26 protein-coding genes are annotated in these 24858 nt (G+C 54.5%); 19 read left to right on the forward strand and 7 right to left on the reverse strand.

Annotation, left to right across the window (positions count from 1 at the left end; all coding sequences use genetic code 11):
- Positions 1–15 precede the first annotated feature (15 nt).
- From soxZ to AVO41_RS07805, 4 genes are all read right to left on the reverse strand, one after another.
- Entirely contained in the window at positions 16–324 is a 309-nt protein-coding gene (soxZ, locus tag AVO41_RS07790; RefSeq protein ID WP_068585229.1) for a thiosulfate oxidation carrier complex protein SoxZ, read from the reverse strand.
- 51 nt (positions 325–375) lie between these two features.
- On the reverse strand, positions 376–843 hold the full coding sequence (gene soxY / locus AVO41_RS07795) for a thiosulfate oxidation carrier protein SoxY (RefSeq protein ID WP_068585232.1): 468 nt from the start codon (positions 841–843) through the stop codon (positions 376–378).
- A 43-nt stretch (positions 844–886) separates the two neighbouring features.
- Entirely contained in the window at positions 887–1261 is a 375-nt protein-coding gene (gene soxX / locus AVO41_RS07800) for a sulfur oxidation c-type cytochrome SoxX (RefSeq protein WP_068585235.1), read from the reverse strand.
- 199 nt (positions 1262–1460) lie between these two features.
- A complete protein-coding gene (locus AVO41_RS07805; protein WP_068585237.1) occupies positions 1461–2897 on the reverse strand; it encodes a M48 family metalloprotease in 1437 nt (478 codons plus the stop codon).
- Between the two features lie 105 nt (positions 2898–3002).
- On the opposite strand from AVO41_RS07805, the gene AVO41_RS07810 reads away from it, so the two are divergent.
- The 8 genes from AVO41_RS07810 (at position 3003) to rimI (ending at position 10651) form a co-directional block, all read left to right on the forward strand.
- Positions 3003–3227 (forward strand): sulfurtransferase TusA family protein, encoded by a 225-nt coding sequence (locus AVO41_RS07810; RefSeq protein ID WP_068585240.1) that lies wholly within the window; start codon positions 3003–3005, stop codon positions 3225–3227.
- 166 nt (positions 3228–3393) lie between these two features.
- A complete protein-coding gene (gene galU / locus AVO41_RS07815; protein WP_068585243.1) occupies positions 3394–4269 on the forward strand; it encodes a UTP--glucose-1-phosphate uridylyltransferase GalU in 876 nt (291 codons plus the stop codon).
- Positions 4270–4314: 45 nt separating this feature from the next.
- Positions 4315–5946, forward strand: coding sequence for a glucose-6-phosphate isomerase (pgi, locus tag AVO41_RS07820; RefSeq protein WP_068585249.1), 1632 nt, complete (start codon positions 4315–4317; stop codon positions 5944–5946).
- Positions 5943–7256, forward strand: a complete 1314-nt coding sequence (locus tag AVO41_RS07825; protein ID WP_068585251.1) for a UDP-glucose/GDP-mannose dehydrogenase family protein — start codon at positions 5943–5945, stop codon at positions 7254–7256. The genes pgi and AVO41_RS07825 overlap by 4 nt, the downstream gene beginning before the upstream one ends.
- 26 nt (positions 7257–7282) lie before the next feature.
- A complete protein-coding gene (pssA, locus tag AVO41_RS07830) occupies positions 7283–8107 on the forward strand; it encodes a CDP-diacylglycerol--serine O-phosphatidyltransferase (RefSeq protein ID WP_068585255.1) in 825 nt (274 codons plus the stop codon).
- Entirely contained in the window at positions 8100–9653 is a 1554-nt protein-coding gene (locus tag AVO41_RS07835; protein WP_068585258.1) for a 2-isopropylmalate synthase, read from the forward strand. Before pssA ends, AVO41_RS07835 begins: the two co-directional genes overlap by 8 nt.
- A 7-nt stretch (positions 9654–9660) precedes the next feature.
- Positions 9661–10185, forward strand: a complete 525-nt coding sequence (locus AVO41_RS07840) for a hypothetical protein (protein WP_068585262.1) — start codon at positions 9661–9663, stop codon at positions 10183–10185.
- Positions 10178–10651, forward strand: a complete 474-nt coding sequence (gene rimI / locus AVO41_RS07845; RefSeq protein WP_068585266.1) for a ribosomal protein S18-alanine N-acetyltransferase — start codon at positions 10178–10180, stop codon at positions 10649–10651. The genes AVO41_RS07840 and rimI overlap by 8 nt, the downstream gene beginning before the upstream one ends.
- 57 nt (positions 10652–10708) lie before the next feature.
- On the opposite strand, the gene AVO41_RS07850 is transcribed toward rimI, so the two are convergent.
- On the reverse strand, positions 10709–11539 hold the full coding sequence (locus AVO41_RS07850; protein ID WP_068585270.1) for an inositol monophosphatase family protein: 831 nt from the start codon (positions 11537–11539) through the stop codon (positions 10709–10711).
- Positions 11540–11602: 63 nt separating this feature from the next.
- Here AVO41_RS07850 and AVO41_RS07855 point away from each other — a divergent pair, with 63 nt between their 5' ends.
- The 11 genes from AVO41_RS07855 to der all read left to right on the forward strand — a co-directional run bounded on the left by AVO41_RS07855 (position 11603) and on the right by der (position 21038).
- Complete coding sequence (locus tag AVO41_RS07855; RefSeq protein WP_068585274.1) at positions 11603–12424, forward strand: RNA methyltransferase; 822 nt, start codon at positions 11603–11605, stop codon at positions 12422–12424.
- Positions 12417–13223, forward strand: coding sequence for a serine O-acetyltransferase (gene cysE / locus AVO41_RS07860; protein ID WP_068585276.1), 807 nt, complete (start codon positions 12417–12419; stop codon positions 13221–13223). Before AVO41_RS07855 ends, cysE begins: the two co-directional genes overlap by 8 nt.
- A 59-nt stretch (positions 13224–13282) precedes the next feature.
- Positions 13283–13729 carry an Rrf2 family transcriptional regulator gene (locus tag AVO41_RS07865; RefSeq protein WP_068585280.1) on the forward strand — a complete coding sequence of 149 codons (447 nt, stop codon included), beginning with the start codon at positions 13283–13285 and terminating at the stop codon, positions 13727–13729.
- 43 nt (positions 13730–13772) lie between these two features.
- On the forward strand, positions 13773–14099 hold the full coding sequence (locus AVO41_RS07870) for an iron-sulfur cluster assembly accessory protein (protein WP_068585283.1): 327 nt from the start codon (positions 13773–13775) through the stop codon (positions 14097–14099).
- 204 nt (positions 14100–14303) lie between these two features.
- Positions 14304–14738, forward strand: coding sequence for a nucleoside-diphosphate kinase (ndk, locus tag AVO41_RS07875; RefSeq protein ID WP_068586033.1), 435 nt, complete (start codon positions 14304–14306; stop codon positions 14736–14738).
- Positions 14739–14742: 4 nt separating this feature from the next.
- Positions 14743–15852 carry a 23S rRNA (adenine(2503)-C(2))-methyltransferase RlmN gene (rlmN, locus tag AVO41_RS07880; protein ID WP_068585285.1) on the forward strand — a complete coding sequence of 370 codons (1110 nt, stop codon included), beginning with the start codon at positions 14743–14745 and terminating at the stop codon, positions 15850–15852.
- Positions 15845–16279 (forward strand): helix-turn-helix transcriptional regulator, encoded by a 435-nt coding sequence (locus AVO41_RS07885; RefSeq protein ID WP_068585289.1) that lies wholly within the window; start codon positions 15845–15847, stop codon positions 16277–16279. Before rlmN ends, AVO41_RS07885 begins: the two co-directional genes overlap by 8 nt.
- An 82-nt stretch (positions 16280–16361) precedes the next feature.
- On the forward strand, positions 16362–17669 hold the full coding sequence (hisS, locus tag AVO41_RS07890; RefSeq protein ID WP_068585292.1) for a histidine--tRNA ligase: 1308 nt from the start codon (positions 16362–16364) through the stop codon (positions 17667–17669).
- Positions 17656–18300: a tetratricopeptide repeat protein gene (locus AVO41_RS07895; protein ID WP_068585293.1), complete on the forward strand. Its 645-nt coding sequence runs from the start codon at positions 17656–17658 to the stop codon at positions 18298–18300. Before hisS ends, AVO41_RS07895 begins: the two co-directional genes overlap by 14 nt.
- Entirely contained in the window at positions 18301–19575 is a 1275-nt protein-coding gene (bamB, locus tag AVO41_RS07900; protein WP_235584702.1) for an outer membrane protein assembly factor BamB, read from the forward strand.
- Entirely contained in the window at positions 19572–21038 is a 1467-nt protein-coding gene (gene der / locus AVO41_RS07905) for a ribosome biogenesis GTPase Der (RefSeq protein ID WP_068585296.1), read from the forward strand. The genes bamB and der overlap by 4 nt, the downstream gene beginning before the upstream one ends.
- 40 nt (positions 21039–21078) lie before the next feature.
- On the opposite strand, the gene ppx is transcribed toward der, so the two are convergent.
- A complete protein-coding gene (gene ppx, locus AVO41_RS07910) occupies positions 21079–22638 on the reverse strand; it encodes an exopolyphosphatase (protein ID WP_068585298.1) in 1560 nt (519 codons plus the stop codon).
- Positions 22635–24755: a polyphosphate kinase 1 gene (gene ppk1 / locus AVO41_RS07915; protein ID WP_068585300.1), complete on the reverse strand. Its 2121-nt coding sequence runs from the start codon at positions 24753–24755 to the stop codon at positions 22635–22637. The genes ppx and ppk1 overlap by 4 nt, the downstream gene beginning before the upstream one ends.
- Positions 24756–24858 lie beyond the last annotated feature (103 nt).

The raw sequence follows: 24858 nt of genomic DNA on the forward strand, positions 1-24858 counted from the left end.
TCAGCTTAATCGGGATTAAACTTTGATGGTGTGCTCACCAGTCTGACCGTTCAGGTCTTCCAACTTCAGAGTGACTTCGTCGCCCTTGTTGGCTTTAACCTTAACGCCCATGTATGGGTTGGCAGAGATCGCACCAGACCACTGAGAATCAATGGCTTTGGTTCCGTTTACCAGAACTTCAACCACGTTGATGTAGTCAGCAGGATATGGCTTACCGGTTTTTTTGTTCATGCGAGCACCGGATTCCATTTTGTGCTTGATCAGTGCTTTAACTTCTGCAACGCCGCCTTTTGCACGGCCACGCATACGAATTTTGATAGACATAGTCGTTCCTTTTTAATTCAGTATAAAAATCTATGAAGTGTGGGCTGGGGATTAACCGCCACAACCACCGATGGTGACTTTCACTTCTTGTTCTTTCTTATACAGTTTTCCGCCAGCTTTAACGACGGCAACAACGTTCATGGTTTCACCCATACGGATACGTGTGGAAACGTAACCAACGGCTGGACCAGAGAAGTCATAACGGCAAACCATAGGGCTTGGGTTTTTCGTTGCCATGATCGCGATGGACTCAACACCGTCCATTTTGGTCGCGTCGATTTTGATCGGGGTAACCGCACCGTTTTCAGCGATGGCTGGCGCAGACAGATCAATGTCGCCTGACTCAGACATGGATGTGGTGCCGAACATAGCGCTCAGACCGTCATCAACGGTTTTTGCTTTGAATGCTTTTTCATTCCATTCCGCCAGAACGGTGGATGGCGTCAACAAGCCGGCATTCGCTGCAACCGCAGCGGCACCAGTTGCAAGGGTACCTTTAAGGAAAGATCTACGTTTCATAAGGTTTTAACTCCCGGTTAAGGTTTACTAAGTGGATTAACGATTACAGTGTGTAGATGTAATCGGTAATTTTCTGAATCTCTTCGTCAGACAAGATTCCGTTTGCCCCAAAATGCGGCATCATGCTGTCTTCTACAACGGTCTCGGGCGTGCCCCAGATTTTGTTGTAAAGTTTTTGCTTGTCAGGATAACGCATTTTCATGGCGATCAAAGCTGGACCGATGTTACCGGGCATAGCCCCATCGTCGACCATGTGGCAAGCCAAGCAGTTGCCCTTGGAGCGAGCAAAAGCCAATTCCTTCCCTTCTTCAATGGCGCTGGCCCCTTTGTCGGCGGCGAACGCAACGGATGGCGCGGCAACACATGCTGATGAAACAGCGACCGCAGTCAGGAATTGCTTCATTTTCATTTTCAACATTCTATATCCTCCTAAAAAAGCCATGGGACTTTTCGATTATGCTCCCCTTACAGGGTCTTATTTTTGAGCGAGTGAAAGCTCTTAAGGGCATAGGTTACTGATCTGATCGGGTTTCGCAAGTTTTTTACCGGCAATCGTACATAGCAATATTTAATGCTGAATATATTTTTCTTTATGAACCAGGGTAGAGCGTTGTTTTTTAGCGATATTGTTCTAGGCGCGATTTTAGGCGTTCTAGTTTTGCATTTTTTTTGCGCATTTCCGCGGTCAAAAACGTTTCGGCCTGGCGGGCGAGATAGTGCGCCTTTTCGATGTTCCCCAGATGTTCTTCTTGGAGCGCCAAATAATAATGCGTGCCAAAGTCGTCGTTCTGTTGGCTGTAATAGCGAGCCAGTCGTTCATAAAACGCACCCTGGTGCTCAAATTCAACCAGGCGTTCTGTGAGTAAGTTGATCGCCGCCTGCTTGCTGTCAAACTCAGCCAGCGCATTGGCCTGAGTGAGCGCGATTGCGGCGTTGCCGGGATAGAGTTCACTCAGATATCGCAAGGTTTGCAGTGCTTGGGGTTGAGCAAGGCGGATCTGGATTTGGGCGGCCAGCAGTTTGAAATAGGGCGATTGGGGCGATGCTTTATCGGCCTGATCAAGGCATTTCAGTGAATAGGCCACCTGTGTGGCCGCTTGTTCTAACCAGGCCTGGTGATTTTTCTGGTAGCAACGTTGAGCTGGGGTGTATGTTTTTTGGGTGACCTGGCTTGCGGGTTGATTTTTGAGGTTGCGCAGTCGCAACTTCATCAGCGTTAAGGTGTCTTTTTTGAAAGCACGTTGTTGCGTTGTTTTTGGCATTTGTTGAGCACGGTCGTCGGCCCTGGCTAAGCGGTCGGCAGACACCGGGTGGGTGCGAAGAATTTCAGGCAGGGTGAATTCATCGTACTGAGATTCGCGAGCGAGTCGGCCAAAGAAATCTCCCATGGCATACGGGTTGTAGCCAGCTTCGCTCAGATAGCGAATGCCAAAGTGGTCGGCTTCGTTTTCATGCAGGCGAGAGTTTTTGAGTTGCTGTTGAATGTTGAGACCCGCGGACCCCATGATGGTGGCCATGCCCGCACTGGGGTTTTGAGAACCAACTAAAATGGCTGCGATGAGTGAGGCGATGGTGGCGGCGGTGTTGCTATTTTGATAGTCAAAACGACGGGAAAGATGATGTTGAGTGACATGGGCGATCTCGTGCGCAATGACCGAGGCCAATTCGTCCTCTGAACGAGCGGCCAGAATCAGGCCGGCATGCAGGCCGATGATGCCGTTTGGGCCAGCGAAGGCATTGATTTCCGGCCGGTCTATCACGTAAAACCGATAGCTGCGGTGGGACGCGGTCTTGCTGGTGATGCGAGCCCCAATCTGTCGAATGTAATCAAGCAGCGTGGGGTCCTGGATCATGGCAAACTGGGTATGCAGTGTGGTCGAAAAAGCGCGACCCAGCGCTTTTTCCTTTTCGGGGGTGTAGGTCACCAAATCAGGCGCACCAAGATCCGGCAAATCGCTATGAATCGCTGCTTGAGAAAAATGGCTTAAGCTGAGAAACAGCCATGCCACCACGAGTCGTGTGGTCAGTTTTGGGCTGAGTGAGAACTGGGGCATAGGTCATGCATCCTAATGCGTCTATGGTGGCGCTGCAATCAATCATCGGGTGGCTTCATGCTATTGTAAGATAGTTGGGGTAATGTGTGAGAGGATTCAGTTTTTATGGAACATGTGGATGTGTCAGGACTGCCTTGTCCCATGCCTTTGCTTAAGCTAAAGCAGGCCATGGCACGGTCGCCTGAAGAGGCGCAATTTGAACTTTGGTCAACGGACCCTGGGTCATGCCGGGATATTCCGGCGTTTTGTGCGCAACAGGGGATGACCTGTGAAGAACTGGTGACCGAGCAAGAAGAGCTATATGCGTTTCGGGTCTGCCGTCAAGGGTGAGCACGGTGTGAGGGGTGTGTCAAAGAGTGTTCAGTTTGCCCGGACTTCGTTATACTAGATTCTAAGTAGTATTGATGCTGGCAACGTGGCTGGTAGGAAATCGATCAAAGCTCGTTTGCGGTTGTGTTTCGACAACGGGGCCGACGCTTGTGAGAAAGGATGAAGTATGTCATTAAAAAAACTGACCAAAGCCGTTATTCCTGTCGCCGGTCTGGGGACACGGTTTTTGCCGGCCACCAAGGCCATTCCCAAAGAGATGTTGACGGTCGTTGATAAACCGTTGATTCAGTATATTGTGCACGAAGCTGCGGAAGCAGGCATTACCGATATTATTCTGGTAACGCATTCCAGTAAATCAGCGATAGAGAACCATTTTGATAAGCACTATGAGCTGGAGTCCGAACTCAACCTTCGCGGCAAAAGTGATCGTATGGCCAGCCTGGAAGACATCACGCCAGAGGGGGTGCGCATTGTCAGTGTGCGTCAGCCGGAGGCGCTGGGACTGGGACATGCGATTCTCTGTGCGGAACCGGTGATTGCCGACAATGAGCCGTTTGCGGTGCTGTTGCCCGATGTGTTGATGCACCACCCCAAGAAAGGCTGTTTGGCCCAGATGACCCAGCAGTATCAGAAGATGCACACCAGTGTGGTGGCGTTGGAAGCGGTGGCGGAAGATCAGGTCGAAAAATACGGTATTGCCGGTGTCAAAGGACCGGACATGCGTATTGTGGAGCTGGTGGAGAAACCAAAACCTCAGGAGGCGCCTTCGAACTTGTCGGTGGTCGGGCGTTATATCTTTACGCCCCGCCTGATGGAGTTGCTTAAGGACACCAAGCCCGGAGCAGGCGGAGAGATCCAGTTGACCGATGCCATGGATCGTTTGCTCGAAGAAGAGGTAATGTTTGGGTTTGAGTTCAAAAATGGCCAGACCTATGACTGTGGCGACAAACAGGGGTATCTTCAGGCCAACGTAGAATATGCGCTGCGTGATCCCAAGCTTGGCAAACAGTTCAAACAATACCTCAAAGGAATGAAGCTCTAAGCGGCAGGCGGACGAGACCTGAGTACAGAAAAAAGAGAGAGGATTATGGGGGTAGAGCAATCACCGGCCTGGCAGGCATTGCAGTTGCACTGTGATGCGGGCGTGGGCAGCCAGCATTTGGCCAGCTTGTTTCAGCAGCCTAACCGGGTGGATGAGTTTTCATTGGCCTTTGATCAGTTGTATGTGGATTTTTCCAAAAACCGAATCACCCGTGAGACCTTGGCACTGCTCATGACACTGGCGCGTCAGCAGGGGCTGCCGCAAGCCATTGAGCAATTGACCCGGGGGGAAAAGGTCAATGAAACCGAGGATCGTCCGGCCTTGCATACGGCCCTGCGTGCGCAGGGCAAAGACGTCCAGGGGTTTGCTGCCGACGTGCAGCCTCAGGTGGCTGAGGTGCTAGAGAAAATGGCAGGCCTGGTCAATAAAATTCGTTGCGGCCATTGGCGCGGATACACTGGCAAGCCGATTACCGATGTGGTCAATATCGGGGTCGGCGGTTCCGATCTGGGGCCACTGATGATCACTCACAGCCTGCAGACGATTGAATCGCCGGTCCGATTGCATTTTATTTCGTCCATTGACGGCACTCAGACGTCCAATCTGCTTCGCGACCTCAACCAGGAAACGACGCTGTTTATTCTGGCGTCCAAATCTTTTACCACGATTGATACGCTTTCCAATGCTGAAACCGCCAAAGATTGGCTGCAGGAATGCATCCCCGATGATGACGCGATTATGTCGCAACACTTTATCGGCGTGTCCGCCAATCAACAGAAGATGGCGGAATGGGGCATTCCCCCCGAAAATCAGTTGGCTTTCTGGGACTGGGTCGGTGGACGCTATTCGCTCTGGTCCGCCATTGGGTTGCCGATTGCGCTGAAAATCGGCATGCAAGGGTTCCGCGAATTATTGAGCGGCGCGCATGCCATGGATCAGCATTTCATGACCACGGAAATGGAACACAATATTCCGGTGGTTCTGGGGTTGATCGACATCTGGAACATTAATTTTCTGGATATTCACGACAAAGCCATTCTGCCCTATGACGCCCGGTTGCGCTATCTCCCGTCTTACCTGGAGCAGCTGGTGATGGAAAGCAACGGAAAATCGGTGACCAAGTCGGGTCAACGTGTGGCGTACAAAACCTGTCCGGTTCTGTGGGGCGAAGTGGGGCCCAATGCGCAGCACGCGTTTTACCAGCTTTTGCATCAGGGAACTCAGGCGGTGATGAGCGATTTTATTGCCCCAACCACGCGGGATGATTTTGACCCCAATCTGCATTCGGAGAAAAACGAAAGCCTGCGCTTGCAACATGAGCTGGCGCTGGCCAACTGTTTTGCGCAGTCGCGGGTCCTGATGTTGGGCGATGAGGCGATCCCTGAAAGTTTAAAAGCCGCTTTCGATTCGCCGTTCAAACACTATCCCGGCAACCAGCCCTCCAACACGATTTTGTTGGATACGCTTTCGGCACATACGCTGGGGATGTTGATTGCCATGTATGAGCACAAAACCTATGTCGAAGGGGTGATCTGGGAGATCAATTCCTTTGATCAGTGGGGCGTTGAGCTGGGCAAGCAGATTGCCAAGGAAACGCATCAGGCGATCAAGGATCCAAGTCGACTGGATGGATTTGATGAGTCCACAAAAACATTGATTCAGCGGGTGGTGTCATGAAAATATCGGTTTTTGGGTGTGAGTTGAGTGGTTTGGTGACGGCCGGCTCTCTGGCGCATACCGGCAACGAGGTTCTGGCCATGCCGGTGGGAAACTTATTGAAAACCAGTGATCTGGAGCAAGGTATTCTGCCGCGCGATGAACCGGGACTGAGTTCTCTGGTCAAAAACCAGGTGGCCGAAGGTCGGTTGCGTTTTTCCGATGATTGGCAGGCGGGCATTGCGCATGCCGGGATTTTTATGTTGAGCATGCCGTCCTGGCGGTCCGACAAGGCCGAGGAAGTGGTTGAAGCGATTGGCCAGACGGCCGATAAGGATGTGTTGGTGATCAATCAGAGTACCTTTCCCATTGGCACCGCAGATCGATTCGAAGCCTCGATCAAACTGGCATTTGCCCAGCGCGGGTTGGTGGCGAAAGTCTCGGTGGTGTCGATGCCCGAATTCATCAGTGAGGGCTCGGCCATCAGTGACTTTTCCAAGCCGGATCGGGTGGTGCTGGGCAGCCATGACCAGCAATCGACCGCCATTATTCGCGATTTGATGCGCCCCTTTAATCACGTGACGGATCAGGTCAAAGTGATGTCCACGCGCGCCGCGGAATACACCAAGTACGCGGTGAATGCTTTGCTGGCCACGCGCATCAGTCTGGTGAATGAACTGGCCAACAACGCTGAGCACTTTAATATTGATATGGAAGAGGTGCGTCAGGGATTGGGGTCGGACAACCGCATTGGCTTTAATTACCTCTTTCCCGGTTGCGGCTTTGGGGGGCCAAGTTTTGCCGCCGATGTTCAGGCACTGGTTGGGACACTGCAATCCAAAGGGTATGACGCGGACCTACTCAAAGCGGTGCTGCAAAACAATGAAACCCAGAAAGAGGTGCTGTTTCGTAAAGCCTGGCGCTTCTTTAAGAACGACCTCAAGGGACGTAAGTTTGCGGTTTGGGGGCTGTCGTTCAAACCCAACACCGCCACGGTGGACAATGCGCCCAGTGTGAAAACCATCGAAGCCCTGGTGGCGCAGGGTGCCCAAGTGGTGGCGTATGACCCCAAAGCGGCGGCGGCGTTTCGTCGATATTGGGGGGAGCGCCCCGGCGTGACGCTGGTGGATGACATGTATCAGGCCCTGGATGAAGCCGACGCGTTGATGGTCATGACCGAGTGGCGCCGTTTTTGGAGCCCGGATTACGAAGGCATGCTGGCTCGTATGCATCGGCCTGTGATTTTCGATGGGCGCAATATTTATGAGCAGTCGGTGTTAAAATCTTTCGGGTTCCGCTACTTCGCCGTGGGGCGGGGTGAGACCATTTAACACCAGGCCTGGTAAAAAAGGATCTTATGAAATCGTTTGAAAAAGGCATTTATCTGCTGCCAAATCTGATGACCATGATCGCGCTGTTCTCTGGCTTTTATGCCGTGATCGCGGGAATGAATGGCGAGTATGAACTGGGCGCGATCGCCATTTTTGTGGCGATGGTGTTCGACGGGCTGGATGGTCGCATCGCCCGTATGACTCAGACCTCGAGCGCGTTCGGGGCCGAGTTCGACAGCCTGGCGGACATGGTGTCCTTTGGTCTGGCGCCGGCGCTGCTGATGTATCAGTGGGCTCTGAGCGATTACGGTAAAATCGGCTGGGTGGTGGCGTTTGTGTTTACTGCGGCGGCGGCTTTGCGTTTGGCTCGGTTCAACACTCAGGTCGGCGTCGCGGACAAGCGTTATTTCCAGGGTTTGCCCAGCCCGGCCGCGGCGGCATTGCTGGCGGGCTTTATCTGGATGTTTGAGACCAATCCACTCAACCCGGAACTGGCCGGACCCGTTGCCATGGTGCTGACGGCGGTGGCAGGCTTGATGATGGTCAGCAACATCCGTTTCAGCTCGTTCAAGGAACTGAACCTGAAAGACAAGGTGCCGTTTGTCACCTTGTTACTGGCGGTGTTGATTTTTGTCGTGATCACGCTTAAGCCATCCATGATTTTGTTTTTGCTTTTTTTGCTCTATGCCATTTCCGGGCCGATCTGGACTCTGAAAGCGATTCAGCAGCGGCGATCAGAGCGACGACGGGCTTCCAAGACGAGCGAGCCCGATGCTTTGGATGCCGGGTCGCACGATGCGGCCGATACCACCTCAACTCAGGATCAAGAAGGGGCACAACGCCATGACTGATGCCACCGATCGTTTAATTATTTTTGATACCACCTTGCGAGACGGCGAGCAAAGCCCAGGCGCCAGCATGACGCGGGAAGAGAAAATTCGCATTGCCCGTCAGCTGGAAAAACTGCGGGTGGATGTGATCGAAGCCGGGTTTCCTGCAGCCAGTCAGGGCGACTTTGATGCGGTCCGAGCGGTTGCGGAAGCAGTGCGGGACAGTCGCATCTGTGGCTTGGCTCGCGCACTGGAGAATGACATCGTTCGCGCCGGCGAGGCGATTGCGCCAGCCGAAGCCGGGCGCATTCACACGTTTATTGCGACCTCACCCATTCACATGGAAAAAAAGCTGAAAATGACGCCGGATCAGGTGGTGGAAAAGGCGGTGTGGGCGGTCAAAAGAGCGCGTGACTTTACCGATGATGTGGAGTTTTCGCCGGAAGACGCGGGGCGTTCGGATCTGGACTTTCTGTGTCGAGTGATCGAAGCGGCGATTGACGCCGGCGCGCGGACCATTAACATCCCCGATACCGTGGGTTACAACATTCCCGAACAGTTCGGCGAGCGCATGCATCAACTGCTGACTCGGATTCCCAATTCGGACAAAGCGGTGTTTTCAGCGCATTGTCACAACGATTTGGGATTGGCCGTGGCCAACTCACTGGCCGCCGTTCAGGCCGGCGCTCGCCAGGTGGAATGCACCATCAATGGTCTGGGCGAGCGTGCGGGCAATACCGCGCTGGAAGAAGTGGTCATGGCCGTGCGCACTCGCCAGGATGTGTTCCCCGTGGACACGCGCATTCATACGCCGGAAATTCTGGCTGCGTCCCGACTGGTGGCGGGCATCACCGGGTTTACCGTTCAGCCCAACAAGGCGATCGTCGGGGCCAATGCCTTTGCGCATGAGTCCGGGATTCATCAGGATGGGGTGCTGAAACACCGTGAAACCTATGAAATAATGCGCGCCGAAGACGTCGGCTGGACCATGAATCGCATGGTGCTGGGCAAGCACTCGGGGCGTAATGCGTTCCGTGATCGTTGTCTTGCACTGGGCATTGCGTTTGAGACCGAAGCAGAATTGTCTGAAGCGTTTATGAGCTTTAAAGCCCTGGCTGATCGCAAGCATGAAATTTATGACGAAGACATTCAGGCGTTGGTCACGGATAACGACACGCGCCGGACCGAGAATGAGCAAGTCAAGCTGGTCTCACTCAAGGTTCAAACCGAAACCGGCGAGGCACCGACGGCGCAGATCACTTTGTGGGTCAATGGTGAGGAAAAGCACGCCAGTGCCGAAGGCGGCGGGGCCGTGGATGCGACGTTCAAGGCGATTGAGCGCATTGTGGATTCCGGCGCCAGTCTGGAATTGTATTCGGTTAATAATGTGACCAACGGCACCGATTCGCTGGGGGAAACCTCTGTACGGATGGAAAAAGGCGGGCGCATTGCTAACGGCCAGGGCGCGGACACGGACATTGTGACCGCCTCGGCCAAAGCTTACATTAACGCCTTGAACAAACTGATGGATGAGGGACTGAAAGCTCATCCGCAGGCACCGGTCTGAGGTGGCAATGGGATTGTCGGCATCGTTTCTGACTCAACTCGGGGTGCAGCCCTGGCAATTGAAGCCTTCGTTTCAAGCGGCGCCAGAGCAGGCACCGGTTGAGACAATGTCGTCTGACGTTCCGTCCCCCCAAGCTGATGCGTCTGAGGGACAAGGTGCCATGGCTTCGGCCCAACCGGCCTCCGGCTTGCAACGATTTGTCTGGGTTGAGCCCGGTCTGGCCAGTGCTGGCGCGCCGGCGCAGGCCTTACTGAGCAATTTGTTTCATGCCCTGGGCGTGAGCGCGCAAAACTGGCAGTGGGTGGACCCTTTGACCTTAGCGGATGAAACCGCGCGTTTTGACCGGCTTGAAGCCTTGATTGAGTTCGGCCCGGACCTGGCGTTGTGTACCGATCTGGCGCCCGAGTTTGTTCAGGAACTGGCTGAAGGCATGATGGTAGAAACGGTTGTCTCTACCCAGGCCATGATGCAAGATCCCTGGCAGAAAAAGGCGTTTTACCGTCAGTGGCTGGCGTTGGCCGCCCGTGACTGATCCGCTCACGCTTAAACCGATGGACGAAGCCGATCTGGACTGGGTGATGTCGGTGGAGCGTCGCGTCTATGTTCGTCCCTGGGGACGACGGGGATTTGAGCTGGCACTGGATGAAGGCTTGAATTATGTGATTGTGCGTGGCAGCGGAACGCATGAACAGCCCGTCGGCTATGTCATCTGTCGGCCAGTTGTGGATGAGGTGGAGTTGTTGAATTTCTGTATTGCGCCACCGTTCCAACGTCAGGGGCTTGGGCGTCGGGCGCTTAAAATCTTGCTTGAGCGATGGGTTGAGCAGGGTTGGCAGCGTGCGCTGCTGGAGGTGCGGGTGTCCAATCCGGCTCGAACCCTGTATCGATCCTTGGGGTTTGACGAAGACGGTGTGCGTCCCAATTATTACCCGGGTGATCGCCCAGGCAGTGAGCGGGAAGACGCTTGTCTGATGTCGTGCGACCTGAGCGTGCATTGAACCAAAATAAAACGGGGAAGCGGGTTTTCACCAGGCCTGGTGAAAACCGGCTCTTTGTCAATGTTTGGGATTGGCCTGGGCAGGGCGATTGCGACGGAATTCTTTCGGAATGGTGCGCCCGATCACGCTCGCCATTTCCTTGAGCATTTTGGGGTTGGCGGCAATGATGTTGCCGGAGGTCAGGTAGCCGTCGCCGCCGACAAAGTCAGTGACCATGCCGCCGGCCTCCTGCACGATCAGGGCACCGGCGGCAATGTCCCAGGGTTTCAGGTTCAGTTCCCAGTAGCCATCCACCCGGCCACTGGCGACGTAGGCCAGGTCCAGCGCGGCCGAGCCGGGGCGGCGAATGCCCGCTGTGTTGAGCATGAATTCCTTGAAGCTTTCCAGATACGCATCCACATAATCAAAGTTGTAGTAGGGAATGCCGGTCGCCATCAGGGCATTGGCCAGGGTTTTCTGTTCGCTGACCCGAATACGGTAGTTGTTGATGCGTGCGCCCTGGCCCTTGCTGGCGCTGAACAACTCGTCGCGCAAAGGGTCATAGACCACACCGTGCATCAGTCGACCTTTTTCGGTGACGGCTATGGACACCGCAAACTGCGGAAATTGGTGCAGAAAGTTGGTGGTGCCGTCGAGTGGGTCAATGATCCACTCAAAGTCCGAATCTTTGTGATGATGCCCGCTTTCTTCGGCCATGATGCTGTGGCCGGGGTAGTATTTTTGAATGGTGTCGATGATGATGCGCTCAGCCTGTTTGTCGACTTCGCTCACATAATCGTTGCGGCCCTTGTGTTCAATGTTCAGGCGGTCGATGTTCTGCAGCTGATTGGCGATGAATTCCCCAGCGTCTTTGGCGGCCTGGGAGGCGATATTGAGAATCGGGTGCATAACAATCCGTCCGGTTTTGTTAGAATGGTCATTCGAAATTTGGGCCCATTATAACGGAAAAGCATGAACGAATCGGAAACAAACCCGTCTGCCTTTGCACAAATCAAGGTGGTCTTGATCGAAACCTCGCATCCCGGCAACATCGGGGCGGCGGCCAGGGCCATGAAAAACATGGGGTTGTCGCGTTTGACACTGGTTAGCCCGCGCGAGTTTCCCAGTCAGGTGGCGTCTGCCAGAGCATCGGGGGCGGCCGACGTGCTGGATCAGGCCGAAGTGGTGGATACCCTGGAAACGGCTCTGGCCGGTTGTGCCACCGTGTTTGGTGCCAGCGCCCGGTTGCGCAAGGTGGCCTGGCCGCAGGTGGATGTGCGTCAAACCGCGACCATGGCCTGGCAACAGGCCACGGCGGGGGAGACTGTGGCACTGGTTTTCGGACGGGAAGATTCCGGCCTGACCAATGCGGAGATGGATTTGTGCCATTATCTGGCGCACATTCCCTCGAATCCGGATTACAGTTCTTTGAATCTGGCTCAGGCGGTGCAGGTGTTCAGCTATGAGTGTCGCATGGCGTCGGATTTGCGCGATGTGCCGCAAGGGCAGGGCTACCGCGATCGCCGAGCCAGCTCGGAGCAACTGGAAGGCTTTTACGAGCATTTATATCAGGCTTTGCAGGACATTGAATTTCTCGACCCGGCCAAAAATGCCCGATTTATGCGTCGGATGCGACGTTTGTTTAATCGGAGCGGCCTCGATATCAAAGAAATTGATATTTTGCGCGGCATTTTGCGTGCGGCCCAGAGGCAGGCCTGGTCAAAAGCAGACCTGGAGGCCCAGCTCCGATCGGCCGGGCTGATTCAACCCAATGCGGAGAAACCGGATGTTTGATCGAATTCGCGAAGATGTACGCTGTGTGTTTGACCGCGACCCCGCTGCCCGAAATACGTTGGAGGTGTTGACCACTTACCCCGGGTTGCATGCGATTTTGTTTTATCGGTTGACGCATTGGCTTTGGCACAAGCGGTTGAAATGGTTGTCTCGCTTTGTGTCCGGGTTGGCGCGCTGGCTGACGGGCATTGAAATTCATCCGGCGGCAAAGATCGGTCGTCGCTTTTTCATCGACCACGGCATGGGGGTGGTGATCGGCGAAACCGCCGAGATCGGCGACGATTGCACGCTCTACCACGGCGTCACCCTGGGCGGTACCAGCTGGCAGGAAGGCAAGCGTCACCCCACGCTGGGTGACCGGGTCGTGGTCGGTGCGGGCGCCAAAGTGTTGGGGCCGATTGAGATCGGAGACGATGCGCGAATCGGTTCCAACGCCGTGGTGGTCAAGCCAGTGCCGGCCTTGAGAACCGTGGTGGGCATCCCCGGACGAGTGGTGGAGCGTCCGACCGACGAGACGCATCGCAAGCGCAAAGCCATGGCCGAAAAGATTGGGTTCGATGCTTATGGCGTCGGGCGCAATGTGGAAGACCCGGTTGAAAAAGCCATTTACAGCTTGCTGGATCACATTCAGGGGCAAGACGAACAGTTGGAGCGTTTGAACCATGAGGTGCAACGACTGGGCGGTCAAGATTCGCATGTGGAACTGCCTGGTCTGGATGACGCGGTGCTGGAGCCGGATGATCCGGCGCAGCGCGCGCACATTCGCGAAGAAAAAACCACCGGCGACGACAAATCTTGAGTTATTTAGTGGGTTTTTGTATGATGGCGATTCATCAACCAAGATTTGAAGAGTGATGTATGAAATTGACATCCAAAGGCCGCTATGCGGTCACCGCCATGCTCGATATTGCACTGAACCAGTCTTCCGGGCCGATTACGCTGGCCATGATTTCTGAGCGTCAGTCGATTTCACTGTCGTACCTTGAACAGATTTTTTCGCGGCTGAAAAAAGCTGACCTGGTTCTGAGTGCCCGAGGTCCGGGTGGGGGGTACCGATTGAGTCGACCCGCTTCGGAGATCAAGGTGAATCAGGTGATTCAGGCGGTGAATGAAGATCTGGAGCCCCGTCGCTGCCGAGGCGAATCCAACTGTCAAAATGGCGATGAATGTCTGTCTCATGCCTTGTGGGCCGATCTGAGTGATATGATCAACCAGTTTTTGAGCGATGTCAGTCTTCAGGCCATCATCGACAAGCGTTGCGGACCCAAGTCGGTCCAGTTTGATGGCCACAGTGCATCGGCCTGATCGGTTACAATGGACTTACAATTTCAAGCGGAGGTAATTTCCTATGGCAGTCACTCTGACGCAAGCGGCCGCGGATCGTGTGGAAACCATGCTTGGCAAGCGCGGCCACGGCATTGGACTGAGAGTGGGCACCAAGGTCAGCGGGTGCGCCGGTTTTTCTTATGAGGTAGATTATGCCGATGAGATCACCGATGCGGACACCGTCTTTGAAAGCCATGGTGTGAAAGTGGTAGTGCCCAGTGAGGCATTGGACAAGCTGGACGGTCTGGAGCTTGACTATGTGAAAGAAAGTCTCCTGAATGAAGGGTTTGAGTTTCATAACCCCAACGTCAAAGACAGTTGCGGGTGCGGTGAATCCTTCAGTGTTTGACCTCGATCCATAGAACCACGCGAGTAAAAACCCCGGCTTGACCGGGGTTTTTTGTTTGCAGGCGTCGGTGAGGCTTTTTCTGACATTCTGTGCCCAGATTGTTAAAATATTGAAAATTCGAAAGCTTTGCGCCTTTTACCGGCCGATGTCGGCGATGAAAAAGGGCGCGGGGTGTTGCGCAAGCCAAACCAGTGTGAGGAAACGGTGCTAGAACAAACATTTGCAATTATTAAACCGGATGCGGTCAAACGGAATCTGATCGGTGAAATCATTCAGCGCATGGAAGAAAACAATCTGGCCGTGATTGCTGCCAAAATGCTGCAACTGACCGAGGCGCAAGCGCAGGGGTTTTATGCGGAGCACCAGGGCAAACCGTTTTTTGAAACCCTGGTCACCAACATGACCGCCGGACCGATTGTGGTGATGGTGCTGGAAGGGGATCATGCCATTGAGCAATACCGTCGGCTGATGGGTACCACCGATCCAGAGCAGGCCGAACCAGGAACCTTGCGCAAGCTGTATGCGGTGTCGATGCAACAAAATTCGGTGCATGGGTCCGATTCGCCCGAAAGTGCCGCGCGTGAGATCGGTTACTTTTTCTCCCAGCTGGAACTGCATGGAGCCAATTGTGCAAGCTAAACCGATGGCCGTAGATTCCGATAAAACCGACCTGCTGGGCATGGACTTGCCCGCGCTGAAACAGTTTTTTGCCGACATCGGTGAGAAACCGTTTCGGGCAGCTCAGGTGATGAAGTGGATTCATCAGCATGGGGTGAGTGAGTTTGCCGACATGACCAATCTGAGCAAGGCGCTGCGAGAAAAGTTATCGCAGGTCGCGCGCATCCGAACGCCCAAAATTGTCTCGGAACAGGTGTCTGGCGACGGAACGCGTAAATGGTTGCTGGAAGTGGATCATCACAATTCGGTCGAGGTGGTCTTTATCCCGGAAAAATCACGCGGCACTTTGTGCATCTCTTCTCAGGTGGGGTGCGCACTGGATTGCAGTTTCTGTGCCACCGCCCGGCAGGGGTTTAACCGTAATCTGGAGAATTGGGAGATCGTGGCGCAGATGTGGGTGGCAAACAAAGCCCTCGGTTGTCTGCCCAAAGAAGAGCGGGTGATTTCCAACGTGGTGTTTATGGGCATGGGGGAGCCATTGCTGAATGTCACCCACACCTTTCCCGCTGCTCGCATCTTGATGGATGACAATGCCTATGGCCTGTCCAAACGCCGGGTTACCATCAGTACCGCAGGCGTGGTGCCCGCCATTGATAAAATCAAAGCGGCGCTGGATGTGTCACTGGCCATTTCCCTGCATGCACCCAACAATGCCCTGCGCGATGAGTTGGTGCCGATCAACCAGAAATACCCACTGGAAGTGCTGATGCCGGCCCTGCACCGTTTTGTTGAAGGCGGACACAGCAAAAAGCATGTGACGGTTGAATACGTGATGCTGGATCATGTGAACGACCGGCCGGCGCATGCACAGCAACTGGTTGACCTGCTTGGGGATTTGCCCTGCAAGGTCAATCTGATTCCATTTAATCCATTTGATGGGGCGGCCTACAAGCGCTCTTCCAATAATGCGGTGCATAAATTTCAGCAACAATTAATGGCCGCTGGTGTAAACTGTACCGTCAGACGCACCCGGGGCGACGACATTGATGCCGCCTGCGGCCAGTTGGCCGGAAAAGTCAAAGACCGGACCAAGCGAACCTTAAACACTGTGAACCTGGAAAGACTCCATGGCTGAAACCGAATCCGATCCTGTGCCAACGCCTGCTTCGGCCGGTGCCGAATCCGAGCCGTCTCTGATTCAGGCACTGAGTCATGAGCTCAGACAGGCGCGTGAGCGCAAACAGATGAGCGTGGCTCATGCCGCCGAATCCTTGCGAATCAGTGCTGACCATTTGACGCTGTTTGAAAGCGGTGCCTTTGAGTTTGCCGAATTGGATCCGTTTCAGCGGGGGTATATTCGCAATTACGCCGAAATGCTGGAAGTGGATTTGACGCCCTATGAGACGTTCTTCCCCAAGGTGACAGAGGTGGGGGCCACTCTTCAGGCGGTTGATCTGGAAGAAGAGCATGCGCGACCTCTGATTTCAGTGGGGCTGCTCAAGGCGGTGATCACGTTAATGATTCTGGCACTGGCCGGCTTGCTGGTCTGGATGAATCTGTAAACTCCGAGTCCGATGACTTTGTTGATGCCATGCATGAGCAAAAGCTTCACATTTTTCAATTGACTAATCTCTGAAAGAAACTATGTCGAATTCAATTTCTGCGGTTCGAGGCATGAACGATGTCTACGGCGATGCGGCCTGGAGCATGGATTACCTGCTCAATACGGCCCGAGTGATTCTACGCCAGTATGGGTATGAAAGCATCAGCCTGCCAGCGGTGGAAAAAACCGCTTTGTTTGCGCGCAGTATCGGTGAAGTGACCGATATTGTGGAAAAAGAAATGTACACCTTTGAAGATCGCAATGGCGATTCGTTGAGTCTGAGACCGGAAGGCACCGCCGGGTGCGTCCGGGCGGTGATTCAAAATGGCCTGGTACACAATCAGATCCAGAAGTTGTTTTATACCGGTCCGATGTTTCGCCATGAGCGCCCGCAGAAAGGGCGCTATCGTCAGTTTCATCAACTGGGGGTTGAGGTGTTTGGGCTGGAAACGCCCGATGCCGATGCCGAACTGATTGCAATGACCGCCCGTCTCTGGGAAAAACTTGGGCTCAATGGCTTGACCCTTCAGCTTAACTCTCTGGGGTCACAAGCGGCGCGCGCCGCTTACCGAGATTTGCTGGTCGATTATTTTCAGTCGCATGCCGAGCAGTTGGATGAAGACAGTCAACGGCGACTGCACAGCAATCCGATGCGGATCCTGGACTCCAAAAATCCGGAGATGATGGATTTGATTGCCGGCGCCCCCAAGCTCAGCGATCATTTGGATGACGCGTCACGTGAGCATTTTGAGGCCTTACTCGCTTATCTGGATGACCTGGGCATCGACTATGAACTCAATCCCAATCTGGTCCGAGGTCTGGATTATTACAATCGCACCGTGTTCGAGTGGGTGACGCAGGATCTTGGTGCTCAGGGGACCGTCTGCGCCGGGGGGCGCTATGACGGTCTGGTGGAACAGATCGGAGGTCGTGCCACACCGGCAGTGGGCTTTGCCCTGGGGGTGGAACGACTGATGGTGTTGCTCCAGGAAAAAGCCTGCGTGCCCCCTAAAATCAATGCCGACCTTTACCTGATTCTGGCCGGTGACCTGGCAAAACGACCAGGCCTGGTGATGGCGGAGCGAATCCGTGAGGCGCTGCCTCAGCTCAAAGTGCAGATGCATTGTGGTGGGGGCAGCTTCAAAAGCCAGTTCAAAAAAGCCGATAAATCCGGCGCGAAAATGGCTTTGATCCTGGGTGAAGAAGAAATTGCACAGGAACAAGTGGCGATTAAGTTCCTGCGTGAGGCGCGTGAGCAGGAAACCATCAGCTGGGAGCGCTTGATCCCTTACCTGACCCAAATGACGACCGATTCAGAAAAAGCGAGGAAAACCTATGAGTCGCTATAATGACGATGATGAACAGCTTCAGGCGCTGAAAGCCTGGTGGCAAAAAAACGGAACCTGGCTACTCAGTGGGGTATTGGTGGTTGTGGTTGCCTGGTCGGGTTGGACTTATTGGCAGAACCATCAGCTTTCCAAAGCCATGCAGGGATCGGCCATGTTTGAACTGGTTCAGGCTCAGGCGCAACAGGATCAGATTGGTGAAATCTTGCGTGACGCCAAACAGTTTTTGGCAGAACAGCCTGAAAGTCCGTATGCGACGGGCATTGCTTTGATTCTGGGGAAACATTATTTTGATCAGGCCGCGTATGACGATGCCCTGGCCCAATACGACTGGGTGATTCGTCACAGTCCGGATGCGTCTTTGTCTCTGGTGGCATCGCTTCGCTCAGCCAAGGTTGCGTTGCAGCAGGGCAACCCGGCAAGTGCGCAGGCCTACCTGGATGCGGTTTCGCTCAAGGCCCTGGCGCCTGAGGAAAAAGCGAATTATCACTTTATGGCCGGAGAAGTGGCCATGGCACAACAGGCACCGGATCAGGCACGTACCCATTATGAATCTGTCCTCTCAGTGACAGGACTTCCCGATGGGTTGAAGAATCTGACCCGTTTGAAACTATCGGATCTGGCAGGCAATTAAATGATGGCGTTGGAAGTGTCGTTCTGGAAAAACAATTTCAAAGCGCTGGTCTTGGCAGGGGCGGCGGCTTTGCTGACTGGGTGCTCCACCCCCACTGAACTCAAGCCACCTGCTCCGTTAGACCCGTTATCGTCGCCTTACGCGCTGGAAAAACAGTGGCAATTGCAGCTGTCGGCGTTTATTCCTGCGCAGGCGGAAGGGCTTTATTTTGAATCATCGGAGCAAGCGGTTTATATCGGTGTTCCTGGCGGGTACCTGACCAAAGCAACCAAACAGCCACAGGGAAGTTGGTCGGATCAGGTGGTCTGGCAGAAAAAACTGGCCACCACCCTGACGGCAGGGCCGACACGCTTGGATCGCCAGTTGTTTGTGGGAACGGGAAAAGGCCAACTGATCAGCCTGTCTGAAGAATCGGGGCAGGTACGCTGGCAGGTCGCCCTGTCGAGCGAGGTTATCAGTCGTCCGGTGCTTGGTGACAGTCAGCTGTTTGTGCGCACGGTCGATGGCAAGCTGTATGCCTTGAACCCGCAAAATGGGCAGGTGAATTGGGTGATTGAACGCTCGTTGCCGAACTTGTCATTACGCGGGGTGGCGCCGGTTACGTTTGCAGAAGGCACACTTTACATTGGCTGGGAAAATGGCCAGATTGAAGCTCTGGATGCGCGTACCGGGCAAAGCCAATGGGCCACACGCTTTTTGGTGCCGTCCGGTCGGACCGATCTGGAACGACTGGTCGACATTCAGGCGGCTCTGTTATATCAGGATGGGCGCCTGTTTGCATTGGGTTACCAGGGCAAGGTTGCCGCCCTGAATCCAGCCACGGGGAATTTCTACTGGACGCGAGATGTTTCTGGGTACCGCGATATGAGCGTGGACGCCCAGGCGCTTTATCTGGTCAGTGATGAGAGTGAAGTTCTGGCGCTGGATAAAATGAACGGCACGGTCTTATGGCAGCAGGAGGCGTTGCAGGGGCGTTATTTGATCGATGTGCTGACTTATGATGCCAATCAGTTGCTGACAGCCGATCGTTTTGGCAAGGTACATTGGCTGGACCGTGTTGATGGCGCCTTGACCGGACGGGTGCAGATCAGCAATGATCTGGGTACCGGCAATGCCATTTCCCGTCTCTGGCTGGATGGAAACACCCTGTATACGCTGGATGGTGATGGTTATGTCAAGGCTTACCGGATCAAGCCGTCTGACTGGTATCAATTCAACCATCCGGGCGATCCACGCGGTTTGTTTTCAACCCGAGACGATGACGGAGCAAAATGAAAAAGCCAATCATCGCATTGGTGGGGCGCCCGAATGTGGGCAAATCCACACTGTTCAATCGCTTGACGCGTACTCGTGATGCGATTGTGGCCGATTTTCCGGGGCTGACCCGGGATCGCCAATACGGCCGAGGGCGCTATGGCGATCAGCCTTTTATTGTTGTTGACACGGGCGGGCTGAGTGGCGAGCAGGCCGGTGTGGACCCGTTAATGGCTTCCCAGGTCATCCAGGCGGTCAATGAAGCGGATGCGGTTCTGTTTCTGGTGGACGCACGTACGGGATTGATTCCGGCGGACGAAACCATTGCTCAGCAACTGCGCGCTTTCGGAAAGCCGGTCACACTGGTGGTCAACAAGGCCGAAGGTCATAACCCGGAGCTGGTGGGCAGTGAGTTTTATGAACTGGGCCTGGGCACACCGATTCCCATTTCTTCTGCCCACGGCGACCATGTGAATGGTTTGATTGAGCAGGTATTAAGCGAGTGCGAAACGACGGCCAATGTGCCAGTGGACGATACCGATACGGCTGATTCTGTGTTGTCACTCGAGGAACAGCCCGGCACCCGCGTGGCGATCATTGGACGTCCCAATGTGGGGAAATCCACTTTGATCAACCGTATGATCGGTGAAGAACGGGTTGTGGCCTACGACATGCCCGGCACGACGCGCGACAGTATCTTTGTGCCGTTTGAGCGCGATGGCAAGGCCTACACACTGATTGATACCGCCGGCATTCGCCGCCGCAAGAACATCAAAGAAAAAATTGAAAAATTCAGCATCGTCAAAGCGATCGAAGCCATGGAATCCAGTCATGTGGTGATCCTGGTCATGGATGGGTCCGAAGGGGTGACGGATCAGGATTTGACCCTGCTTGGTCTGGCGATTGAGTCGGGGCGGGGCCTGATTCTGGCCATCAATAAATGGGATCACCTGAGCCGGGACCAGAGAGACAAGGTCAAGCACGAGTTGAGTCATCGCTTTGCTTTTGTGGATTACGCTGAGCGCCATCTGATCTCGGCCCTGCACGGCACTGGGGTGGGGACGCTGTTTAAAACCGTGGACACCGTGTACCAGGCGGCCATCCAGTCGGTATCGACGGCGGATCTCAACCGTGTGCTGACCCAGGCCGTGGCCGACCATCAACCGCCTCTGGCAGGCGGACGGCGCATCAAATGTCGTTATGCCCACCTGGGTGGGGTTAACCCGCCAACCATTGTGATTCATGGTAATCAGGTCGATAAATTGCCCGCGGCTTATACCAAATACCTGATGAATGTGTTTCGCAAAGCGTTTCAGTGGGTGGGAACGCCGGTTCGGATTGAATACCGTGTGAGCAAGAATCCATACGAAAACCGAACTTCTGGTTTCGTGCACCGCCGTGGAAAGTCGCAGTCTCAAGCGGAGAACACGGAACTCAAGCGGCGCAAAAAACAACGCCGCCGAACGCAAAAGCCCCGGCGTTGACCGAGGTGCAGCTCGGGTTCGGCGGCCTCCGCCTGAGTCTTCACTCAAACGTCAAGTCAAATCCGGCGCCTTGCAGACGCTGCGCTTCAATTTCCAGATCCAGACGCGTCAACGGATGTTGGGCCAGCCAATCGGCTTCGAAGTGGATGGCCAGTCCGGTTTCGTTGTAGACCGATACCTGCATGTTCGGTCGATCGGTTTCCCGGCCCCGGTGCAGACGAACCGCCAGACGAAGCAAGACCGTCAGACGTTGTAATTTGGTGTCATGCGGTGCATCCAGTCGAGCATAAGGCTCGATCAGAAATTTTCCTCGATGGTTGAGCAGCAGGGCACCAAGCATCTGTTTTTCCTGCTGGGTAAACCCCGCCATGTCAAAGTTCTCAATCAAATAAGCACTGTGATAACGATAGCGTTTATAACTGAGCGCAATGCCGGCTTCGTGCAGCTGGGCGGCCCATTTCAAGAGTTTGTCATACTCATACTCCGAGTCATGCAACGCCCAGGCCTGTTCAACCTGTTCATACAGCTCAAGACTGGTGTGTGCCACGGCTTGCGCCTGCTGGCGGTCCACTTTTAACCAGGCCTGGGCAGCGGTGACACTGGTTTCACGCACGTCCGCATCGTAGAGGCGTCCCAGTGTGTCATAAATCAACCCTTCGCGCAGAGCATTGCTGGACACTTGCATTTGTTGGATGCCGACTTCTTCGAAGGTGGCGATCAGGATGGCCAGCCCCCCGGCCAATACGGGGATGCGTTCCTCTTTCAGGCCTTTGAGCTCGGCTTTGGCCACACTTCCGGCTTTCAAAATGCTGTCCCGAATCTGGTAGAGGCCTTTGAGGGTGATGCTGCCGGGTTGCGAGCCTTGCTCTGCGCCATCCCAGCCATTTTCGACCAGGATGCCGCCGAGGGCTTTGATGGTGCCTGACGCGCCATAGGCATTGTCCCATCCCATTTGAGTCAGTTTTCGGTAATGCGGGCGCAGGATCTGGCGGCATCGGCTGATGGCCTTATTCATGCGTTTTTCACTGATTTCCGGTTTGTGAAAAAAACGCTGGGTAATGCTGACGCATCCCATTTCGGTGCTGGTCAGATGCTTGTGTTCAAATGCTTTGCCGATGATGTATTCGGTACTGCCGCCGCCGATGTCCATCACCAGGCGTTGTTCGTCCGTCTGAGGCAGACCGTGGGCGACGCCCAGATAGATCAGACGCGCTTCTTCCTGGCCACCAATGATTTGGATGTCATGGCCCAATGCCTGTTTGGCACGAGTCAGAAACGCCTGGCTGTTGCGCGCATTGCGCAGGGTATTGGTGCCGACGGCTCGGATGTGATTGGCCGGAAGGTTTTTGATTAACTGGCCAAACCGTTCCAAACAGGCAATGCCGTTTTCGAACGCGGTTTCGGTCAGATAGCCTTTTTTATCGAGCCCGGAGCGCAAGCGGATCATTTCCTTGTGTTTGTCCACGATTTGCACCTGACCGTGCAGCTCTCTGGCAATCACCAGATGAAAGCTGTTGGACCCGAGGTCAATGGCGGCATACATGCCCTGAGCCCCTTCTTCGTCTTGAGAGAAGGGTAAGAGGTGATTCAGAAAGCTCATGACTGACCTTCGTCGGTTTCGGCGTATTTATTGATCAGCCATTCCTGAGCACTGAACCGGGGTTCGGATTCAGTTGGGGTGCGTTGGATATATTGCCCATCCGGTTGCAATACCCAGGCACCCACGGTGTCTTGCAGATAAATGGCCAGGCCTTCGGTGAACACTTGCTGAAAGTGCGCGGGGTCTTCAATCGGGAAGCAGGTTTCCACGCGCGAAAACAGGTTGCGACGCATCCAGTCGGCGCTGGAACAGTAGAGCTCCGGCTTGGCTCCGGCGTTTTCGAAATAATACACTCGGTGGTGTTCCAGGAAGCGCCCGATGATGCTGATCACACGGATGTTTTCCGACAGGCCTTCGATGCCCGGGCGCAGACTGCAGATGCCGCGTACAATCAGATCTATTTTCACCCCGGCCTGAGAGGCGTGATAAAGCGCATCAATGATGCCCTGTTCCTGCAACCCGTTCATCTTGGCAATGATCCGGGCCGGTCGGCCATTGCGCGCATTTTCTGCTTCGCGCTGAATGCGTTCGATCATCCCTTTTTGCAGCGTAAACGGCGATTGCAGCAACACGCCCAGGTTCTTGGTGTCCCCCAGACTGGTCAACTGCTGGAAGATTTTGGCCACATCCTGTCCCATTCGCGGGTTGGCGGTGAGCAAACCGAAATCAGTGTAGAAACGGGTGGTGATGTGGTGGTAGTTCCCAGTACCCAAATGCACGTATTGCCGCAACTGTTGTTTTTCACGGCGCACCACCAGAATCATCTTGGCGTGGGTTTTGTAACCCACCACGCCATAGACCACGTTGACGCCTGCGTCCTGAAGGCGATTGGCCTGAAGGATGTTGTTGTCTTCATCAAAACGTGCACGCAGCTCGACCACGGCGGTGACTTCCTTGCCGTTGTTGGCGGCCTTTTCCAGGGCATCGATGATGGCTGATTTTTCCCCGGTCCGATACAGGGTCATGCGGATAGCCAGAACATTGGGGTCGTTGGCGGCCTGCTGCAGAAATTCGATCACTGGGCTGAAGGAGTCGTAAGGGTGGTGCAGCAGAATGTCCTGGCGCTGAATCTGTTCAAACAGACTTTCGGGTTCCTGTTTTCGGTTGAATAACTTGAAGGAACTTTGCTTGGCTTTGGGCGCGGTAAGTTTGCGCGCTGAAAACGGCGGGAACAGCAGATCCGGGCGTTTGGCCAGATCCGGCACCGCGCTGAGGCGGTGCAGGTTCACCGGACCATTGACCTGATAAAGCTGGGATTCCTCCAGGTCAAACTGGTTCAGCAGATAGCGGTACATGTCTGGCGGACAGCGATCCGAGACTTCGAGGCGAATGGCCCCCCCATAATCCCGGCTGGACAATTCGCCTTGGATCGCGCGCATGATGTCATCGACTTCTTCCTCGTCAATAAAGAGGTTGGTGTTGCGCGTCAGGCGGAACTGGTGACATCCGGTTACCGTCATGCCCGGAAACAAATTGGAGACATTGGAGTGCAGCACCGAAGACAGAAACACAAAATCATTGTCGCCGTCGGTGGCTTCGGGGGGCAATTTGATCACGCGCGGCAGTGAGCGCGGCACTTGCACGATGGCCAGCCCATTGGTGCGCCCAAATGCGTCCTTGCCTTCGAGCGACACGATAAAATTCAAACTCTTATTAAGCAGACGGGGGAAGGGGTGCGACGGGTCAAGGCCCATGGGGCTCATCACCGGCTGGAGGGAGTCAATGAAATACTGACGGATCCATTCCTTTTGCTGGTCGGTCCAGCGATTGCGCCGCAGGAATCGAATGTTTTCTTTTTCCAGTTCCGGGATCAGCGTGTGGTTCAGGGTGTCGTATTGATCATCAACCAGCTCCCGGGCCACGTCATGCAGCATGTCCACGGCCTGTTCCGGGACCATGTTGTCGGGTTTGGTGCGCGCGCCGGGGTCATTCTGCAATTCATAGAGACTGGCCAGACGCACTTCAAAAAATTCATCCATGTTGCTGCTGGAAATGCACAGAAACTTCAGCCGCTCCAGAAGCGGGATCGCCGGGTTTTTGGCCTGAGCCAGAACGCGTCGGTTGAATTCAAGCAAACTGCGCTCTCGGTTGATGTAGGGATTGTGTTGGTCGTTCATGGATGGGGCACTCCCTGTGCGTCAGAGCCAATTTCGTGGCATTAGGCAATCGAATACAGCATTTTAGCGCCTTTTCATGGGCTTTTAAAGGCGCTTTCACAGG

It is taken from the genome of Thiomicrospira sp. WB1 (assembly GCF_001507535.1).
Classification (GTDB): domain Bacteria; phylum Pseudomonadota; class Gammaproteobacteria; order Thiomicrospirales; family Thiomicrospiraceae; genus Hydrogenovibrio.

Excerpts from the sequence above, each read along its gene's own strand:
- AVO41_RS07810 (WP_068585240.1), top strand. The coding sequence starts at position 3,003 with ATGGAACATGTGGATGTGTCAGGACTGCCTTGTCCCATGCCTTTGCTT.
- AVO41_RS07840 (WP_068585262.1), top strand. The coding sequence starts at position 9,661 with ATGGGATTGTCGGCATCGTTTCTGACTCAACTCGGGGTGCAGCCCTGG.
- galU (WP_068585243.1), top strand. The coding sequence starts at position 3,394 with ATGTCATTAAAAAAACTGACCAAAGCCGTTATTCCTGTCGCCGGTCTG.
- bamB (WP_235584702.1), top strand. The coding sequence starts at position 18,301 with ATGATGGCGTTGGAAGTGTCGTTCTGGAAAAACAATTTCAAAGCGCTG.
- AVO41_RS07855 (WP_068585274.1), top strand. The coding sequence starts at position 11,603 with ATGAACGAATCGGAAACAAACCCGTCTGCCTTTGCACAAATCAAGGTG.
- hisS (WP_068585292.1), top strand. The coding sequence starts at position 16,362 with ATGTCGAATTCAATTTCTGCGGTTCGAGGCATGAACGATGTCTACGGC.
- AVO41_RS07895 (WP_068585293.1), top strand. The coding sequence starts at position 17,656 with ATGAGTCGCTATAATGACGATGATGAACAGCTTCAGGCGCTGAAAGCC.
- AVO41_RS07870 (WP_068585283.1), top strand. The coding sequence starts at position 13,773 with ATGGCAGTCACTCTGACGCAAGCGGCCGCGGATCGTGTGGAAACCATG.
- pssA (WP_068585255.1), top strand. The coding sequence starts at position 7,283 with ATGAAATCGTTTGAAAAAGGCATTTATCTGCTGCCAAATCTGATGACC.
- AVO41_RS07825 (WP_068585251.1), top strand. The coding sequence starts at position 5,943 with ATGAAAATATCGGTTTTTGGGTGTGAGTTGAGTGGTTTGGTGACGGCC.
- soxY (WP_068585232.1), bottom strand. The coding sequence starts at position 843 with ATGAAACGTAGATCTTTCCTTAAAGGTACCCTTGCAACTGGTGCCGCT.
- cysE (WP_068585276.1), top strand. The coding sequence starts at position 12,417 with ATGTTTGATCGAATTCGCGAAGATGTACGCTGTGTGTTTGACCGCGAC.
- ppk1 (WP_068585300.1), bottom strand. The coding sequence starts at position 24,755 with ATGAACGACCAACACAATCCCTACATCAACCGAGAGCGCAGTTTGCTT.
- AVO41_RS07865 (WP_068585280.1), top strand. The coding sequence starts at position 13,283 with ATGAAATTGACATCCAAAGGCCGCTATGCGGTCACCGCCATGCTCGAT.
- AVO41_RS07850 (WP_068585270.1), bottom strand. The coding sequence starts at position 11,539 with ATGCACCCGATTCTCAATATCGCCTCCCAGGCCGCCAAAGACGCTGGG.
- rlmN (WP_068585285.1), top strand. The coding sequence starts at position 14,743 with ATGGCCGTAGATTCCGATAAAACCGACCTGCTGGGCATGGACTTGCCC.
- soxX (WP_068585235.1), bottom strand. The coding sequence starts at position 1,261 with ATGTTGAAAATGAAAATGAAGCAATTCCTGACTGCGGTCGCTGTTTCA.
- AVO41_RS07885 (WP_068585289.1), top strand. The coding sequence starts at position 15,845 with ATGGCTGAAACCGAATCCGATCCTGTGCCAACGCCTGCTTCGGCCGGT.
- der (WP_068585296.1), top strand. The coding sequence starts at position 19,572 with ATGAAAAAGCCAATCATCGCATTGGTGGGGCGCCCGAATGTGGGCAAA.
- soxZ (WP_068585229.1), bottom strand. The coding sequence starts at position 324 with ATGTCTATCAAAATTCGTATGCGTGGCCGTGCAAAAGGCGGCGTTGCA.
- AVO41_RS07805 (WP_068585237.1), bottom strand. The coding sequence starts at position 2,897 with ATGCCCCAGTTCTCACTCAGCCCAAAACTGACCACACGACTCGTGGTG.
- pgi (WP_068585249.1), top strand. The coding sequence starts at position 4,315 with ATGGGGGTAGAGCAATCACCGGCCTGGCAGGCATTGCAGTTGCACTGT.
- ppx (WP_068585298.1), bottom strand. The coding sequence starts at position 22,638 with ATGAGCTTTCTGAATCACCTCTTACCCTTCTCTCAAGACGAAGAAGGG.
- AVO41_RS07835 (WP_068585258.1), top strand. The coding sequence starts at position 8,100 with ATGACTGATGCCACCGATCGTTTAATTATTTTTGATACCACCTTGCGA.